The sequence below is a fragment of the Treponema bryantii genome, assembly GCF_900111035.1.
Lineage (GTDB): Bacteria > Spirochaetota > Spirochaetia > Treponematales > Treponemataceae > Treponema_D > Treponema_D bryantii_C.
In genome coordinates, this window is the sequence record NZ_FOFU01000004.1 from 235357 (window position 1) to 252926 (window position 17570).

A 17570-nucleotide genomic window follows, 5' to 3' on the forward strand; every position below is an offset into this window, starting at 1 on the left:
TTATTCTTTTACTGCGATTCCGCAGCCTGCGTGGTCATTCTCCCAATTCTGAGCCAGACGAAGAATCTTCTTCTCACTGAACATAGCTCCGGCAAACTGCATACCAATTGGCATTCCGTCTGTGCTTGTACGTCCGGCAGGAACGTTGATTGAAGGAATACGTGCAAGGTTTACGAAAGTTGTGTAAAGGTCTGAAAGGTACATCTCGAGCGGACTGTCTACCTTTGCACCAAGTTTGAATGCAGCAGTTGGACAAGTTGGACAGAGGATGATGTCGTACTTTTCGAATACAGCAGCAACTTCACGCTGAATACGTGCACGAACTGTCATACCCTTTTTATATGTATCTCCAGAGAACTGCTCTGAAAGAACGTAGTTACCAATTACAATACGGCGCTTTACTTCCGGTCCAAAACCTTCTGAACGAGTCTTTACATAAAGTTCATCATAGCCCTGACCATCATCAACACGGCGGCCATAGCGGATACCATCAAAACGGCTGAGGTTAGAAGCAGCTTCTGAAAGAGCAATTACATAGTAAGCAGCAATTGAAGCATCAAGAATAGGAAGGTCAACTTCTTCTACAGCTGCTCCCTTATCTGTAAACCACTTGCGGGTTTCTTCAAAGCTTTTTACAACATCAGGATCAGCACCTTCTGTCTTAAGGAACTGCTTTGGAATTGCAATCTTAAGAGACTTGAACTCTGCATCAGAAAGAGCCTCAAGGCTGTTCAAAGATTTTCCTTCCGGCAAATCAGCTGATGTATCATCATACATATCTACACCGCACATAAGACTGAGAGGTTCAGCAATATCAGCTGGTGTATGACCGAGAATACCAACCTGATCCAGAGAAGAACCGTATGCTACAACACCCCAGCGGCTGAGTACACCGTAAGTTGGCTTAAGACCATAAATACCACAGTATGAAGCTGGCAAACGAACAGAACCACCAGTTTCTGTACCAAGACCAAAGAGAGCCTGGTTAGCAGCAACAGCGGCAGCCGAACCACCCGAAGAACCACCAGAGACGAACTCACGGTTGATAGGGTTACGTGTAGGACCGTAGCTTGAGTATTCTGTAGAAGAACCCATAGCAAACTCATCCTGATTACAGCGGCCAAGTGCAATTGCACCGGCTTTTTCAAGACGGTCAATTACAGTTGCGTTATATGGAGCTACATAGCCTTCGAGAATCTTAGAAGCACAGGTAAGACGATGGCCCTTTGAGTTGATATTATCTTTATTTGCAAATGGAATTCCAAGCAATGGCTTTTCTTCAAAAAGCTTATCGATTGTGCCGGCAGCGCGGGCAGCTTCAATTTCTTTATCAGCAGACTGTGCCTTTTCTACAGCGTCTTCATAAAGTTCGATAAATGCGTTCAATGGAATTGGTGCAGACTTATCTTTTTCAAAAGTTTCTACTGCACTGCGAACAAGCTTTTCGCTGGTTGTCTCGCCGCTCTTGAGAGCAGCGCGTGTTTCTTTAATTGTATAGTACATAATTAAGCGCCCTCCCCGAGAACCTTTGGTACCTGGAAATAGCCGTCCATGAAGTTTTCGGAAACTTTCTTAACGTCGCTGATTTCAAGGCCTTCTACAACTGTATCTCCACGAAGCTTGTCTGCTTCTGTTCTTGGATATGCGTCATATGGATTTTCGCTATCATCATATTTAGAGAGAATATCAAAATAACCTACAATGTCGTCTACCTGTTTTTTCAAAGTCTCCATATTAGTACTTTCAGGAGACAAACGACTTAAATAAAGCAGATTCTCAAGAGTCTGCGCGTCAATTTCTTTATGCTGTGTTGCCATAAAAGATATTATAGTAAAAATTGTGTTTTTAGTGAATATACTATAAAATCTTAAGTTATGGATATGAGATTTATTTTAGAACTTATTGGCTATACAGGCTCCCTGCTTGTAATTGTTTCTATGCTGATGACTTCAGTTGTTAAGCTTAGAATTATCAACACAATTGGCAGTGTAATTTTCTGCGGATATGCAATTGCAATTCATTCTTACCCTACTGCAGCAATGCAGATTTGTCTGATAATCATAAACATGATAAATCTGTATAAGCTGAATAATACAAAAAAAGAATATTCTGCAATTTCAACAACTGCGGGCGATGGATTTCTGGCACATTTTCTTTTTGCAAATGGAACTGATATAAAAATCTTCTTTCCTAATTTTTCTGCACCTCAGGCAGAAGATAAAATCTTTATCATTACCTGTGGCGAAGTTCCTGCGGGAATCTTTATAGCAAAGGATGAAGGTAACGGCGTTCTTATGGCAAAGCTGGATTATACAACTCCGGCTTACCGAGACTGTTCAGCAGGAAAGTTTCTTTACACACATCTGACACGTCTGGGAATTAAGAAAATATATGCAGAAACAAAAATCCCCACCCACGAAAAATACCTTCAAAAAATGGGCTTTTCGCAAGATGGGGATTCAAGTAAGTTCGTAAAAGAACTCTAAACAGTGAACTGATCTATCTGACCTCCAATGTCAGCAATAGAATCTTTCATTTCATCTGCAATCTGAGAAAGTTCCGAACCACTTTCATTAATCTTATTTGCACCTGCAGACATTTCATCCATACTGTTTTTCATTACAGAAGATGATTCCTGCAGGGCTGCAATATTTCTGAAAATAAGCTTATTACCTTCAATCATTTCCTGAGCAGAATTACTTACTTCAGAAGTACTCATGTTCATAACGCGGAGAGTTTCAATAACCTGCTTTGAACCTTCATTCTGTTCAGCCATTGCAGTTTTAATTTCATTAACAAGCTGATTTGTATTATCAATTTCATTTGATACACCAGAGAAGGCACGGCTTGATTCCTGAGAACCTTCAACAACTTCAATAATAGAAGCCTGAATACTGTTCAACTGATCACCAATTGTCTTTGACTGCTCTGTTGAAGTTTCAGAAAGCTTACGGATTTCATCTGCAACGACAGCAAATCCCTTACCGGCCTCACCTGCATGAGCAGCCTCAATTGCCGCATTCATAGCAAGAAGATTTGTCTGTTCTGCAATATTTGCAATTGCCTGGTTTGCTTCCTGAAGCATCTTAGATTTATCTTCAATCTGGAAAATCTTTTCATTTACAGCAGCCTGCTTTGCCTGTCCTGCCTGAGCCTGTTTTTCAAGCTGAGCAAAAGAATCAGCCATCTTATCTACCGAAGTATTTACAGACTGAATATTTCCAATCATCTGTTCAACAGCAGAAGAAGCTTCTGATACTCCATCAGCCTGCTGGCGAATCATCTTTTCAAGGGAATCAATATTTGCAGCAATCTCATTTACAGCCCCTGCAGTTTCCTGAATATTCTCTGTCTGCTGATTGATATGCTCGTGAACAGAATCAATATGCGAAATAATCTGTGTGATAGCACTTGCGGTATTCTGAGTACTTGAAGTCATATTTACACCAACATTACTCAGGTTCTGTTCAGAACTCTTTAGGTTATTGATAATTTCCTGCAGTTTTTCAATAAAGCGGTTTTCATTTTCAACAAGGGCCCCAAAAACCCTGAACATTGATTTACCACGCAAGTTAACACGTTTTGTAAGATCCGCATTTCCTGAACTCAAATCATAGACCGCATCATTAAGAATATTAAGATGATTAACCATCGCAAGAATCTGAGTTGCAAGAATAATAATGATGATAACTGTAACAATTCCGGCAATCAGAGCTGTACGGCCGTTTTTTACAAAATCATGCATTGTATAAACTCTTTCCATTGCAAGATGCCAGCTTACAAGAGGAATCGCAGCAAGAACAAAATCTCTTACACCAGTTGTTTCAAAAGAAATATCTTTAGGCATGTAATCAAAGCCTGAAAGTTCAGGCATTCTATCAAGAATCGGAATCTTCTTTTCAAGGATAGAATCATCTAGCGCACCTGTAATTTCTTCTCCATCATTAAAAAGATACATTGTGATAGAAGAATCCAGGCCATCATACATTTCGTTAATCATGCTTGTAAGAGGAATACCAGTTCCAAGCATACCGATTGATTTTCCATTTTCTTTTACAACAGCATTTACCCAAAGGTTAGTCTGTTTCAACTGTGGGTTATAGTTGATGTTGAAGTTATAAACATCAGTTTCATACATAGTCATGTTATACCAGTAATCATTTGGATCACTAGGATTTACAACATAACTTTCCTTCATATCACTCCAGAATACCTTATCTACATCTGAAACCCAGAAAATTGATTTTGATTTAAATGAATCCTTAAATACTCCCAGATCTTTAAAGGCAACTTCCTTGATTTCTTCATCATTTGGATTTTTCAGATATTCTTTTACGGCAGGCATTCTTAACAACTGAAGAACAAGCGTGAGCTGCTCATTCATCGAAGTTTCAAACTTTGCTCTTTTTACACGAGCTTCCATTTCCATATCTGCAAACGCCTGTGTTCGAGCATGGTTACGGGCAACATTCCTAATTAAAGTAAAAAGACCAACTGATCCTAAAAAACACACAATAGCAACAATTACAGTAGCTTTCTTTAACTTTGCGTTCATATAAAACTCCCCAAAATCTATTAACTCATTATTATTTTATTACTGCTTAGGAAAATAAGCAAATTCTTATTTATATATATAACAATTCTTTAATAAAAGGTTATATAGGAAAGCTCCTCTATTTGCATTAGAATACTATTTGTTTATATTATAATAGAAGAAATAAGAGGAAAATATGGCCGATTTAAAAACAATATTCTCAGTTGCTGCAGTTTTCTCAGACCACATGGTTTTGCAGAGAAATAAATATACATCAATTTTTGGAGAATCTGAAAACGGAACTCTGATTAAAGCAGCTCTTTTTGATGAAAAAAATGAAGCACTTTGTATAAACAGTACAGTTGCAGAAAACGGACACTGGCTGCTTCAACTTGAACCTCAGTGTGCACAAACTGGCTGTAGCCTTATAATTACAGCCGGCGAAAATAAAATCAAATTTAAAGATATTGCGATAGGTGAAGTCTGGCTGGCAGGCGGTCAAAGTAATATGGAGTTTGAACTTCAGAACTGTACAGAAGGACCGGCAGAACTTGAAAGTGCTTCAGCAGGAAAGAATGTTCGCTTCTATTATACTAATAAGATTGCATGGATGGATGAGAAGTTTTACGAAGCTGAACGCAATACAGCATGGCAGACCTGGGATAGTCCTGCAAAAGGTGCATGGTCTGCAGTCGGATACTTTTTTGCAAAAAAACTTGCTGAAGATTTAGGTTGTGTTGTCGGAGTGATTGGCTGTAACTGGGGAGGAACCTCGGCAAGTGCATGGATGCGCCGAGAATACCTTGAAGCTGACAGAGACCTGAATACTTACCTCACCGACTATGAAAATGCAGTAAGTGGAAAATCCATAGAACAGCAGTGCAAAGAATATGATGACTATGAAATAGAAAATGCAAAATGGCAGGAAGGCTTTTCAAAGCTCTGGGAAAAAGACCATGAAATTACCTGGGAAGCAGCAGAAAAAATTCTTGGCAAAAATCCATGGCCGGGTCCTGCATCATGCAAAAATCCTTACCGCCCTACCGGGCTTTATGATTGCATGCTTGCACGTATTATGCCTTATACACTGAAAGGGGTTATCTGGTATCAGGGTGAAAGTGATGACCACAAACCTCGTTCATATGCAAAACTTTTTACCTCTATGATTGAAAACTGGCGTTGTGATTTTAAGGATGCTGATTTACCGTTTGTTTTTGTACAACTGCCGGTTCACCGCTATCAGGCCGATCCAGATTTTAAGCACTGGTGTATTATCCGCGAACAGCAGGCTAAAGTTCATGCAAACATAAAAAATACCTGGATGACAGGTTGTTTTGATTTGGGCCAGTTCAGTGATATTCACCCTCGCGCAAAAAAAGTTCTTGCAGAACGAATGGAAAAGAATGCTCTGGCAAATGTTTATAATCTGATTCCATCACTTGATGCTGGAGCACCACAATTAGAAAGCTGTCATGCAATGTATGATGGAGCCGCCGGCCAGGGACGTCTTGTTCTGACTTTTGCAAATGCTCCGTTTGGTTTTGAAGTTCGGGAAGATACAGTTCGCCTTGAAGAATACAAAAAGATGGAAGCAAATCAGGGTGTGACTGTTACAGAAGAATTTACAGGCTTTGAAATTGCGGGAAGCGATGGAGTATGGTATCCGGCAAAGTTTGCCTTTGGCGGAACTGATGGTAAACAAAATACAATTATTACTTGCAGCGAAAAAGTAACTCGACCTGTTGCTGCGCGTTACGGCTGGTTTAATTACGGGCCAGTTACAATTTATGGGAAGAACGGACTTCCACTCTGTCCTTTCCAGGCAGGAGAAATAAAAGCTGAAGGAGGCGACAGTCACGCAAAAATTCAGCAGATAATGACGGTATGAGAAAAGCAAAAAACAACGTCATGCAGCACTTGTTTCAGCATCTATCAAACAGATCCCGAAATAAATTCGGGATGACAGTATTTGTTTTATTTTTTATTTTCTCTTCGCTTTTTCCACAGCCCGTGCCCGGCTCATACTACGACTTTGTCGACGCCACAAAAGACATGCCGGCTGGCCACGACAAAACCTCTCTCATAATTTACCGTCCAGACAATGTTGGAGTTCTAAACGACATCCGCTGTTTTCTGCGACTTCAGGATGAAGAGGGGAACGACGTAACCTACACCGCATGCACCGCCACTTACGAATGGATGAGCACACCCGACATCATCAGAAACTACAAAAAAACTTACTTCCTTAGTGGCGGTATGGCAATGCACCTCAAACTAAAAAAGGGCCGTTACAAAATCTCCCTCTACACACCTAAAGACCAGCAGAATAATTTTACCTACGCCGAAGCAGGCGCAAAACCATTCCAGTGGGAATCCAATATTTTTGAATATGACACAGAAAATCCAACCAAGGTGATTTTTGTCACCCCTACCCGTAACGACAATGGCTTTTATAATGGCGGCTGGATTATAGATTACAAAGACGGCAGAAAGCCGTGATTATTCACAGGTATATCCCGGCTCTTTGAACAAATATTTTTTGTCGTTTTTGATTTCTTTATCCCAGACTTCTTCTTTCCAGGAATCTTCGGGGATATCTTTAATTGCAACAGAAACACTTGTAAGCTTACAGCCTAAAGTTTCTGCAATTATTTCTGAGATTTTTTCAGCACAAAGTTTTTTTTGCTCTTCTGTTCTTCCGGGGAAACATTTTATTGTTACATGTGGCATTATCTATCTCCAATATTTTTCTATACCCTTCTTGTCATAGCGCGTTCAGTGTCTCTTTTGAAACCGAAATGTTCGTATAAGCCGTGGGCATCTTTCGTAACCAGAATTCCTAACAATGATGAAAAACGATTATCTGAAACAATAGTTGAAATCAGTTTTTTTCCAATTCCATTGCCACGGTATTTTTCATCTATAATGACATCTGCTAAATAAAAAGTTGTAGCAAAGTCTGTGATAACTCGTGCCATTCCAATCAGAGAATCTTCGCTATATACTCCAAAGACAATTGAATTCTCAATTGATTTTCGAATAACTTCAGGGTCTCGTTTTTCTGCCCAATAGGTTGTATGTAAAAGCTCAATGGCTTTTTCAACAGGGAATTTTGTTTTGTCATCACTTATAATTATACCGCTCATTTTCAATCCTTCTTATTCTGTATGATTATAACCTCATTTCCATTTCGGTACATGGCCAATCGGTGTTTAGAATATTTATTGTTTTTTTGCTTATTGGAATAAAACCGATAGATTCATAACAGTGCCGGGCGTTGGGATTGTTTTCAAAAACTCCTAGAGTTATTTTTGTTGCATTCAATTCTTTTTTAGCATAACCAATTGCGAGTTCGAGCATTGCTTTACCATAGCCTTTTCCGCGTATTTCAGGCGAAACGATTACGAAACCAAAGCGAACAACGGATTTATTATTTATATCAGGTATCCGGATAAACAGATGGCCTATAGTATTTCCATTTTCTTCAATAGCTGTGAGAGGAAAAAACTCTAACCCAATTTTACGTGTGGCATAACTTTCGTTCAGTTCGTTTCCGGACAGAGGAAATTTTCCGATTCTGTCGGCCGACCACTGAAACAAAGTTTTTTCATCTTTTATCCAACTGCAGATGATTTGGGAATCCTCAGTTTTGTAATTGCGTAATTTCATTTTTCTTTTTTTAATTTGAAACATAACAATCGGCTGAACCGATCTTTATCCATTTTTTACTCCAGATCCCGAATGTACACGATGATTATTCTTAAAACATCGTGTACATAATTAGTCGAGTATGGATATTATAACACTGAATAATTGATTTTTGAAGATTTTCGATTTGTAAGCCTGCAAAAATCGTATTTTTGGATTTTTGCAGGCCAATTCGTCATTTTTTATAAAAAACTACGCAAACTGTGCCTGACGGAGGGCGTAATAAGCACCACGCTTTTCCATAAGCTCGGCCGGGCTGCCGCTCTCGACAATGCCGCCTTTATCAATTACAAAAATGCGGTCGGCATTCTGAATTGTTGAAAGACGGTGTGCGATTACGAAGCTTGTTCGTCCCTTAAGCATGCTCGCAATTCCTTTCTGAACAAGAAGCTCTGTCTTAGTATCAATACTAGAGGTTGCCTCATCCAGAATCAGGATTCTCGGGTTGCTGAGCATTGTGCGGGCAAACGCAACAAGCTGACGCTGGCCGTTTGAAAGTTCACCGCCGCGTGCTGTCAGTTTTGTATCATAGCCGTCCGGCAGAGTTTTGATAAAGTCATCTGCATGAACGGCACGGCTTGCTTCGAGCATTTCTTCTTCCGTTGCATCCAGCTTTCCATACATTATGTTTTCACGGATTGTACCGCTGAAAATATAATTGTCCTGCGTCATAATTCCCATCTGAGTACGCAGACTCGAAAGCTCTACATCACGAATATCATTTCCGTCTATCAGGATCTTGCCGTCTTTAATATCATAAAAACGACTAACCAGATTAACAACCGTAGATTTACCGGCACCCGTAGGTCCTACAAGAGCAATTGTTTCGCCCTGAGTCACAGAGAAGTCTACATTCTTAAGAACATCTACATCATCAGTATAACCGAAGGTAACGTTCTTAAACTCAACGCTTCCCTTGATTGCAGGCATTGCTCCGGCCCCAGCCTTACTGGTAACTACCGGCTGTTTGTCAATAATTTCAAAGATACGCTCGGCACCACTGGCCGCATTTACAAACTGGTTGTAAAAATTACTGAGGTTCAGAATCGGCTGCCAGAACATTCCGACATAACTTCCAAAGGCAATGTAAGTTCCGATGGAAACACCTTCGATTCCGAGCAGTTTAATACCAACCATATAAAGTGCCATGGTTCCGACACTCCAGCACAAATCAATCCATGAACCAAAACCGTCGCACCAGCGGACGGCTCGCAGAAACTCTTTGCGGTCATCCCAAACTAACGACTGGAAGGTTTTATCAGTCTCCTGCTCTGCACGGAAGCTCTGAATAATTTTGATTCCAGAAAGGTCTTCGTTGATAAACGCATTCATGTTCGAAGACTTCTGACGCTTTGCCTTCCAGTGCTTTTCTGCCATTATCGAAATCAGGAAAACTCCACCGATAAGAAAAGGCAGACTGCAAAGGGCTGCAAGCGCAAGCTTCCAGTTTTTTACAAACATAATCACCATAACCGCAATGACCGTAACAAGGTTCGGAATCAAAGTGGTAACGGCATTTTCGATAATGTCCTTGAGCGAGTTCGAGTCACCGATAATTCTCGCAAGAATTTTTCCGGACGGACGCGAATCAAAAAACGCAAGGTCCAGTCCCTGAATGTGGTCGTACAATTCCTGACGCAGTTCCTGAATAACCTTGTTACTTGTCTTTGCCATCAAAAGCATACGAAGCTTGATTGCAAGAACGGCAAGGATGTTGATTGTTGCACCCAGCAGTACGATGCGGATAAGACCTGGAACATCGCCCGGAAGAATATAGCGGTCGATGGCGCGTTCGTTCAAAAGCGGATTCACGAGGTCTACCGCAGTACCGAATGCCATCAGTGCAAATACGCCCGCAATTCGTTTCTTATATTTAAGCAGGTAACGGAAAAGTCGTGGCATCGTTTCGAAGTTCGATTTCTGCACCTGCTGTTCATCTATTTTATAACTGTTCATAAAAATCTCCGTTTCTTTGAGGTGCTAGGTTTTAGGTGTCAGGTTCTAGGGAAGCCGGGCGTTACGGGGCGGCGTTTGAGCCCCGTAGAGGGGGTAGCGTAAGACCGCAACGCGGGCTGGAGCGAGGGGGAGACTTCCCCCTACTCCCCTAAAACCTATAACCTAATATTGAGAGTCATATGTTTCCTTATATAACCCACCAAGTTTTAAAAGTTCTTCGTGAGTACCAGACTCCACAACCTTACCCTTATCAAGCACAATAATCTTATCAGCCTTACGAACCGCACTGATTCTGTGCGCGATAATGATTTTTGTCATACCGGAAAGTTCGGCAAGAACCTGCTGAATCTCCTGTTCAGTCTCTGTATCGAGTGCCGAAGTTGAATCGTCCAGTACGAGTACCGGTGTCTTACGGGCAAGGGCACGTGCAATTGTGATTCGCTGCTTCTGTCCACCACTGAGGCCGACACCACGTTCACCAATTACTGTGTTTTCTTTTTCTTCCATGCGGTCTACAAACTCTGCAGAATGCGACTTCTCCAGAGCAGAACGAACTTCCGGAACAGTGATTGTCTCACGCGCTCCAAGGCGGATGTTTCCGTCGATTGTGTCTGAGAACAGGAATATATCCTGCATTACACAAGAGATTGCTCGGCGCAGCGTTGGCAGCGGTAGCTCCCGGATATCAATTCCATCAAGCTTAATGCTTCCGTCAGTTACGTCATACATACGCTTCAAAAGGTTGATGAGCGTTGTTTTACCCGAACCTGTTGCACCCATAATGCCGAGAGTTTGACCCGCTTTGATGCTGAATGAAACGTCGTCGAGAATTTTCTTTTCCCCACTCGCATAGGTTACATGATCAAAACTGATATCACCGCTGATGTCAAACTGCGAGAACATTGCGTTTGCAAGGTCGGCATCGGCGCCCTCGGTGTTCTTTGCAAGTTCGCTGTTTTCCGTAATGTCCGGCATTTCTGCGTAAATCTTGTTCAGACGCTTAACACTTGCCTTTGCACTTGAAAAACCGTTTGTGAGCCATCCGAGCATTTCCATTGGCCAGATCATTCCGCCTACATACTGAAGGAATGCCATCAGCTCACCAACAGACATCTTCTGGCCGCCCTGCAGCGGATTACCCTTCATAACGATAAGTCCGCCAAGGAAGAGTGACACAACAGTTAGCACTCTGGTAATAGTCTGAATCATCGGATTGTACTTTACGAAAACCCGGCTCAAATCAATATTCAATTCATAAAACTTCTGATTGTGCTTGTGGAACTTTGCAATCTCAAAGCCCTCACGCGCAAAAGCTTTTACAGTTCGCACACCGGCAAGATTTTCTGCCGCAGTATTGTTCATCTCTGAACCTTCCTGCATAACCGCGCCGTAAAGTTCATCCAGCTGCTTCTCCATCAGAATTGCAATCACAGCAGAACCAATCATTCCGATAATCGGAATCAAAGCGAGCTGCCAGTTAATGCGAATCATAAAGAACAGAGTTAATACCGTGCGGATAAAAACCTCTGCCATCAGAATTCCCATAAAGGCTGCAATATCCCAGATGCGGTCAACGTCGTCCTTTACGCGGCTCATCAGTTCACCACTGTTTATGCCGTCGAAAAAGTTTGCTGACAAGCTCTGGATTTTGCGGAACAGATTTATACGAACTTCACAGGCAATCTTACTACCGGCATAGTCACACAAAAATTCCTTGGTATACTGAAAAATACAGCGCCCTACACCAATTCCAAGAATCCCTAAAAGAAGGAAGTTCAATACTTCCATCTTCTTTGCAATCAGAACATCATCAACAATATGCTGGACAATAAGAGGGGCAGCCTGATCCAGCAGCGTACTTGCACACATAGCAATGAGCGCAATCAGATATAAAAAACTATAACGTTTAAAATAGTGAAATAAGTTCAACTTGTTCATAAGTAACAAAATTTTAGCAGAAACGATTCGGCAACGTACCGAAGACAATAATACACACGTCGAGGACCGTGCGGTCGATTTAGCGAGGATTTGATTTATAAGTGGAAACTAATTCTTCTTTGCTGGCGGGAGAATCAGTCCACACTTAAAATCAAAACTTACAACACTGTTATTCATGGGAGTGACCTCCTTAAAAAAGAATTTCAAAAGCGTACGAGGATATAAACGCTTATTGATATTTTCAATCTAGTGAGAATAAAAATTTTTGTCAAGGGAAGTAATAGATTTTTTGAAATACTACATCAAAAAAATTGAATAACAAAATTTTAAAAGTATACTACACTTTAAAAATATTCGTTTTTCATATAATATACATTTATATTGATTGAAAAAATGTTAGGTTGACGGCTCATTATGCCTCTTACTATCAGTTTGAAAAATCTTCCAGCATTTTTTCAGAAATAAAAAATCATTGGAGGATTAAAAAAATGATTGTAAAAGGTGTTTTAAATGGAATGTCAGATGGACATGGTTTACCAGGATATACTGAAAGAGCGTATATTAAAGTAAATGAAAAGCGATATAAGCGAATTGCAGCTAATAGCGTAGTTGATAATATTTTAATTGAAAATATAGGAAATGAAGTTGAAGTTTCATTATCACATTCTTTATTAGGTGGAAATTTAGTATGTGCCATAAAAGAAGCAAATGGAGAAGTTTCTAAAGCAAGTATTGTACTTATGGTTTTATTAAACCTCATACGCTTTACGTTATATTTTTTATTAAAGGTGTTTTTAGAATTTTGTACAATGTTATTTTCTTCATATTCAGATATTAATTTCGATATAGTCCTATTAATTATTTATATTTTCCCATTAATATCCTTGATTAAAGAAATTAAAGCTCGACATGCGCTAAAATAAGAAACCTTACAAAGGCGGGGTAAAGCCCGCCTTTTTTATTGATAAATTGATTCTCTGGAGTTTATCTTACTGACGACAATCTGCTGCGCAGTTCGTAGCATCTGTTCTTGAGATTGCGGACTTCGTTGAGGCTGCTCATGATTTTGGCGGTCATGTAGACATCAACGATGCCGCTGTCGAAGAAGAAGTCGGCGAAGGTGGCGATGCCGCCTACGTTCATGCTGTAGTCACCTGGCATGCTGATTCCACCGAGTACGCGCTTAAGTTCCTGCAGAAGGTAATTTACTCTGTCCATAGAGACCTTGGCATTACTGAGTTTTGAGTGCTTGATGAGGTCAACGATGAAACCGCCGCCGAGGACATCAAGGAAGCCCCAGTTTCTGGCGGATGAAAGCTGTCGCTCTGCCTGATCGAGTTCTGCAATAAGCTGATCTGTGAGTGTAATTGCCTGATTGATTTGAAGTTCGTTATTCATATTTTAAAAGATAACACTTTTTCTTATGAAATAAAACAAAAATATGATAAAATAAAAATATGAATTATGATGAACTTGTAAAAACTGCAATTGAAATGACAAATATGTCTTATGCACCCTACTCTCATTTTCACGTAGGTGCTGCTCTGCTTGATAAAAACGGAAAGGTATGGACCGGCTGTAATATTGAAAATGCGGCTTATGGACCTAGCAACTGTGCTGAACGTACAGCTGTTTTCAAGGCTGTAAGCGAAGGCGCACGCGAGTTTGAAGCGATTGCTATTGTGGGCGGTCCTGAAAATGCTGACGGAAAAGCTGTAATTGAAGATTTCTGTCCACCATGCGGAGTTTGCCGTCAGGTACTCAGTGAGTTCTGCAAACGAGATTTCAAAATCATTCTTGCAAACGGCAAAGGTGAACAGAAAGTGTTTACTCTTGCAGAGTTACTGCCGGAGAGTTTTAGTCTTTAGCCCAGTGATTGTAAGGCTTACCGCCGAGATATGTTTCTATGAGACGGCTGTTTTTATATACCGCTTTCAAAGAGAAGAACGGTCGGTTCTGAGCAATAAAATCAAGGTAGATTTCATCGGCCTGCCAGTGCGGCAGGTCGTTTATTTTTTCTATCGGGACCCATTCAAGTTCGCCTTCGTTACAGTCGGTTAAAAAAGTGCCGGAAAACTTTCGGACACGGAAAACGTGCATGAACTCGGTGTAGTACGGGGGCGATGCGGGGGTGTCCCCTGCAGAGGGGGTAGTGGAAGACTGCGAAGCAGGCTGGAGCGAGGGGGAGGCTTCCCCCACTTTATCCTCTTCACTCTTATCGACAAACGTAACAATTCCACAGTATTCGAGGTCTTCGGGATTTACAATAAGACCGGTTTCTTCGTGGATTTCGCGGCGGACGCAGTCTTCGGGGCTTTCGCCGTTTTCGAACTTACCGCCGATTCCTATCCATTTATCGTGATTATAGTCGTTCTGCTTTTTTGTGCGGTGAAGCATTAAATAGCAGCCGTCTTTTTCTATATAGCAAAGTGTTGTGTTTACAAGTGTTTTCATTTTTTTGATTTTATCTTTTTTTTTGAGTTCCTACAATTCTGTGATATAATATATAATAATTGAGAGGGAATATATGACTACGCTGAAACAGTTTATTGCATCTCGACAAATAAGGCATCTTTTTGGCAGTTCTGATCGTAAACGCGATAAAGGGCAGACAACTCCTGCTGATATTACCCGTTACGATGATATTCTTTACGGTGATGACGTAAAGCTCAAAAAATGGCAGTATCTGGACGTTTACAGACCGAAGGCTGCTGTTGAGGCTGACGGCTCTTTAAAGACTCTTCCTGTTATTATTAGTGTTCACGGTGGCGGCTGGGTTTATGGTGATAAAGAAGCGTACCAGTGGTACTGTATGCGGCTTTCTCAACGTGGGTTTGCTGTTGTAAATTTCTCTTATCGACTGGCTCCCGAAGCAAAATTTCCAGCTTCAATGCAGGATACTGAAAAGGTTTTCCAGTTTGTAGCAGATAATGCCGCTCAATATGGTTTTGACACAAATAATGTTTTTGCAGTTGGCGATTCTGCAGGTGGTCACCTTCTTTCCCTTTATGCTGCAGCCCTTACAAATGCTGACTTAAGAAAGAATTTTGAATTTATAAAGGATAAAAAACTGACTCTCCGCGGATTGGGATTGAACTGTGGAAAATATACTCTTGATGATACTGATTCAAAGTTCCGGCTTTTAAGAAGCGGTTTTTTACCTAAGGGCGGAACCCCGGACGAAGTAGAACTTGTTAATTCTGCAAATCATGTTACAAAGGATTTTCCACCTTCTTTTGTAATGACCTGCGAAGGTGATTTCTTAAAAGCACAGGCCCCTTTGATGAAAGCGAAACTGGATGCAGTCGGAGTTCGAAATGAACTGCACTGTTATGGAACTCCAGAACAACCGCTCTGGCATGTTTTCCATTGTGATCCGAAATTGCCGATTGCCGTTCAATGTAACGACGACGAATGTAACTTTTTCCGCTCGATAATGAATCAATAGTTTTTACGGACTATTTCAATAATCTCATCCAGGTCGAGGCCCATTTCGCGGCAGGCTTTTACGTCGCGGCTGAGTAATTCTTCGGCGGCAGAGTTTCGTTTATCTGATATTTCATGATGTTCAAGTTCGCATACAAAAGTACCGCGGCCTACAGCTGTGGAAATAAAACCTTCTCTTTCGAGCTGCTCCCAGGCCTGTTTTACGGGAATTACACTTACACGCAGATTTACGGCAACGGTGCGGATTGGCGGAAGCTTTTCACCGGCAGCAACTTCGCCGTTCATTATCTGATTTGCTATCTGCTCATAAATCTGAGTATAAATTGGTTTGTCACTTTTCTGAGATAACACTATATCCATATTACAAATCGTACTTTTCAAACTGGCGGGCTGCACGGCGGAAAGTAAGACACCAGCTTACCGCATAAATCACAATGCCAGCTGCCAGAATAATCAGTTGTGGAATAATAAACTGTGTATCGCGGCTTGTATAGAGCTCTCCAACTTTTGCAAGAGAATTTTCTGCTTTTGCATAATATGCCCATACCGGAAGCTCGCAGGCTGCGTAACAGATAAAATATGCAACAGCTGCTGCAATATAGCGAAGTCCTGGCTTAAGCGGATCCTTATAAACATTGCCCAGAAAAATCAGATTGAAGATTGCAAATATAATCATCTGAAATCCAAAATAAGCAAGGGTCAATTCAATGCCGGCAGTGTTTGCAGGAAAGCCTGCTGCAGTACGGATACACCATCCAAGCAATGCACAGATAAAAGCAAAGAGTTCCATCATTCCGCAGTACATAAAGCGTGCCTTTACAACATCAATCTTCTTTACCGGAAGCAACACTGTATACAGAATATCATGTGATGACTGATTTAAGGCAAAGGTCATCATAATGCACAGTGTCATATAAAAAGGTCCAACGTACATCGGGTAACTTGGAATAAAGTACATTCCAAAACAACAGATTGTCCAGATTACAGACTGCGATGCATTACCAAGGCAAAGTTCTTTTTTCAAAAGTTTTAATGTATTTGATTTCATGTTTCTCTCCTATCTGCGCTCAATATGAATCATAATGTCTTCCAGAGTTGGCGATGCAATTTCAAAACCACACTTCTCTGCCAGCGCCTTATCTTCAGTTTTCATAAGACCTTCAAAACCAAGCTGATGTGTGTGAAGTCCGATAATCTTTGATTCAGTTTCCGGGGACAACTGATCTTTCTTTCCTGCTACGCTTATATAACTTTCGCGGAAAGAATCGCGATCTGTGCTTGCAAGAATCTGGCCCTGTTTGATATAGGTGATATAGTCAGCACATTTTTCAAGGTCGCTTGTGATATGGGTTGAGAAAAGAATTGAGTGTGCACCGTCTTCAACAAATTCCTGGAAAAGAAGTACAAGGTCATCACGAGCTGCAGGATCAAGACCGCTTGTCGGTTCATCAAGAATCAAAAGTTTTGGATTATGGCTCATTGCAACCGCCAGAGAATATTTTACCTTCATTCCAGCAGAAAGCTGTTTGAACTTTTTATTCTGATCAATTTCAAAACGCTCACAAAGTACTTTATAACGCGCATCATCCCATTCGTGATAAAAGTTTTTTGTTACGTTTGTGATTCGAGAGATTTTTGCTTCAGGATAAAAATCAACTCCACCAAAAACATAGCCGACTTGATTTTTAATTTCGAGTTCGTCTTTTGGCATTGAAAGGCCGCAGAGCTTTACTTCACCACCGTCATTTTTCATCAGATTCAGCATGGTCTTGAGTGTGGTAGATTTACCCGCACCGTTACGACCAATAAAGCCCATGATATAACCTTCTTCCAGAGAAAAACTTACATTCTTAAGCTGGAAGGATTCAAAGTTCTTACACAGTCCATTGATTTCAATAAGATTCATTTGACATCTCCCTGAGCGGAACGATCGAAGCGCGTTCCGTGACTCTTATATTGTGCATATTGTATATACACAATATAACAC

Annotated in this window: 19 protein-coding genes; 6 read left to right on the top strand and 13 right to left on the bottom strand. The window is 40.9% G+C overall.

Features of this window, described 5'->3' with window-relative positions; all coding sequences use genetic code 11:
• Nucleotides 1-1503: an Asp-tRNA(Asn)/Glu-tRNA(Gln) amidotransferase subunit GatA gene (gene gatA / locus BMY21_RS09125; RefSeq protein WP_074643145.1), complete on the bottom strand. Its 1503-nt coding sequence runs from the start codon at nucleotides 1501-1503 to the stop codon at nucleotides 1-3.
• Nucleotides 1504-1505: 2 nt separating this feature from the next.
• On the bottom strand, nucleotides 1506-1817 hold the full coding sequence (gene gatC, locus BMY21_RS09130; RefSeq protein ID WP_074643146.1) for an Asp-tRNA(Asn)/Glu-tRNA(Gln) amidotransferase subunit GatC: 312 nt from the start codon (nucleotides 1815-1817) through the stop codon (nucleotides 1506-1508).
• A gap of 57 nt (nucleotides 1818-1874) precedes the next feature.
• On the opposite strand from gatC, the gene BMY21_RS09135 reads away from it, so the two are divergent.
• Entirely contained in the window at nucleotides 1875-2486 is a 612-nt protein-coding gene (locus BMY21_RS09135) for a YgjV family protein (protein WP_074643147.1), read from the top strand.
• Here the strand turns inward: BMY21_RS09135 and BMY21_RS09140 are convergent.
• Complete coding sequence (locus tag BMY21_RS09140) at nucleotides 2483-4555, bottom strand: methyl-accepting chemotaxis protein (RefSeq protein ID WP_074643150.1); 2073 nt, start codon at nucleotides 4553-4555, stop codon at nucleotides 2483-2485. The two genes, BMY21_RS09135 and BMY21_RS09140, sit on opposite strands and share 4 nt — an antisense overlap.
• Before the next feature lie 175 nt (nucleotides 4556-4730).
• Here BMY21_RS09140 and BMY21_RS09145 point away from each other — a divergent pair, with 175 nt between their 5' ends.
• Both BMY21_RS09145 and BMY21_RS09150 read left to right on the top strand, forming a co-directional pair.
• A complete protein-coding gene (locus tag BMY21_RS09145) occupies nucleotides 4731-6422 on the top strand; it encodes a sialate O-acetylesterase (RefSeq protein ID WP_074643153.1) in 1692 nt (563 codons plus the stop codon).
• Nucleotides 6419-7033, top strand: a complete 615-nt coding sequence (locus tag BMY21_RS09150) for a hypothetical protein (RefSeq protein WP_074643154.1) — start codon at nucleotides 6419-6421, stop codon at nucleotides 7031-7033. The genes BMY21_RS09145 and BMY21_RS09150 overlap by 4 nt, the downstream gene beginning before the upstream one ends.
• On the opposite strand, the gene BMY21_RS09155 is transcribed toward BMY21_RS09150, so the two are convergent.
• From BMY21_RS09155 to BMY21_RS09175, 5 genes are all read right to left on the bottom strand, one after another.
• The gene (locus BMY21_RS09155; protein WP_074643156.1) at nucleotides 7034-7264 is read right to left on the bottom strand and encodes a tautomerase family protein; all 231 of its coding nucleotides are present in this window, start codon (nucleotides 7262-7264) and stop codon (nucleotides 7034-7036) included.
• 20 nt (nucleotides 7265-7284) lie between these two features.
• Complete coding sequence (locus BMY21_RS09160) at nucleotides 7285-7680, bottom strand: GNAT family N-acetyltransferase (RefSeq protein ID WP_074643159.1); 396 nt, start codon at nucleotides 7678-7680, stop codon at nucleotides 7285-7287.
• Nucleotides 7681-7705: 25 nt separating this feature from the next.
• Nucleotides 7706-8203 (bottom strand): GNAT family N-acetyltransferase, encoded by a 498-nt coding sequence (locus BMY21_RS09165; protein WP_074643554.1) that lies wholly within the window; start codon nucleotides 8201-8203, stop codon nucleotides 7706-7708.
• Nucleotides 8204-8434: 231 nt separating this feature from the next.
• On the bottom strand, nucleotides 8435-10198 hold the full coding sequence (locus BMY21_RS09170) for an ABC transporter ATP-binding protein (RefSeq protein ID WP_143064202.1): 1764 nt from the start codon (nucleotides 10196-10198) through the stop codon (nucleotides 8435-8437).
• Between the two features lie 162 nt (nucleotides 10199-10360).
• Nucleotides 10361-12136 carry an ABC transporter ATP-binding protein gene (locus tag BMY21_RS09175; protein WP_074643165.1) on the bottom strand — a complete coding sequence of 592 codons (1776 nt, stop codon included), beginning with the start codon at nucleotides 12134-12136 and terminating at the stop codon, nucleotides 10361-10363.
• Nucleotides 12137-12624: 488 nt separating this feature from the next.
• Between BMY21_RS09175 and BMY21_RS09180 the strand changes: the two genes are divergently transcribed.
• Entirely contained in the window at nucleotides 12625-13059 is a 435-nt protein-coding gene (locus tag BMY21_RS09180) for a hypothetical protein (protein ID WP_074643167.1), read from the top strand.
• A 61-nt stretch (nucleotides 13060-13120) separates the two neighbouring features.
• On the opposite strand, the gene BMY21_RS09185 is transcribed toward BMY21_RS09180, so the two are convergent.
• Nucleotides 13121-13534: a hypothetical protein gene (locus BMY21_RS09185; RefSeq protein WP_074643169.1), complete on the bottom strand. Its 414-nt coding sequence runs from the start codon at nucleotides 13532-13534 to the stop codon at nucleotides 13121-13123.
• 59 nt (nucleotides 13535-13593) lie between these two features.
• Between BMY21_RS09185 and cdd the strand changes: the two genes are divergently transcribed.
• Nucleotides 13594-14004 carry a cytidine deaminase gene (gene cdd, locus BMY21_RS09190; RefSeq protein ID WP_074643170.1) on the top strand — a complete coding sequence of 137 codons (411 nt, stop codon included), beginning with the start codon at nucleotides 13594-13596 and terminating at the stop codon, nucleotides 14002-14004.
• On the opposite strand, the gene BMY21_RS09195 is transcribed toward cdd, so the two are convergent.
• The gene (locus BMY21_RS09195) at nucleotides 13994-14590 is read right to left on the bottom strand and encodes an NUDIX hydrolase (protein ID WP_074643173.1); all 597 of its coding nucleotides are present in this window, start codon (nucleotides 14588-14590) and stop codon (nucleotides 13994-13996) included. The genes cdd and BMY21_RS09195 overlap by 11 nt on opposite strands.
• A gap of 73 nt (nucleotides 14591-14663) precedes the next feature.
• On the opposite strand from BMY21_RS09195, the gene BMY21_RS09200 reads away from it, so the two are divergent.
• Entirely contained in the window at nucleotides 14664-15584 is a 921-nt protein-coding gene (locus BMY21_RS09200; protein WP_074643176.1) for an alpha/beta hydrolase, read from the top strand.
• On the opposite strand, the gene BMY21_RS09205 is transcribed toward BMY21_RS09200, so the two are convergent.
• The 3 genes from BMY21_RS09205 to BMY21_RS09215 are packed head-to-tail and all read right to left on the bottom strand — an operon-like array spanning nucleotide 15578 to nucleotide 17489.
• Nucleotides 15578-15943, bottom strand: coding sequence for a GntR family transcriptional regulator (locus BMY21_RS09205; RefSeq protein WP_074643179.1), 366 nt, complete (start codon nucleotides 15941-15943; stop codon nucleotides 15578-15580). The genes BMY21_RS09200 and BMY21_RS09205 overlap by 7 nt on opposite strands.
• A 1-nt stretch (nucleotide 15944) precedes the next feature.
• Nucleotides 15945-16631 (bottom strand): ABC-2 transporter permease, encoded by a 687-nt coding sequence (locus BMY21_RS09210; protein ID WP_074643182.1) that lies wholly within the window; start codon nucleotides 16629-16631, stop codon nucleotides 15945-15947.
• 9 nt (nucleotides 16632-16640) lie between these two features.
• Nucleotides 16641-17489, bottom strand: a complete 849-nt coding sequence (locus BMY21_RS09215) for an ABC transporter ATP-binding protein (RefSeq protein ID WP_074643187.1) — start codon at nucleotides 17487-17489, stop codon at nucleotides 16641-16643.
• Between the last annotated feature and the right edge of the window lie 81 nt (nucleotides 17490-17570).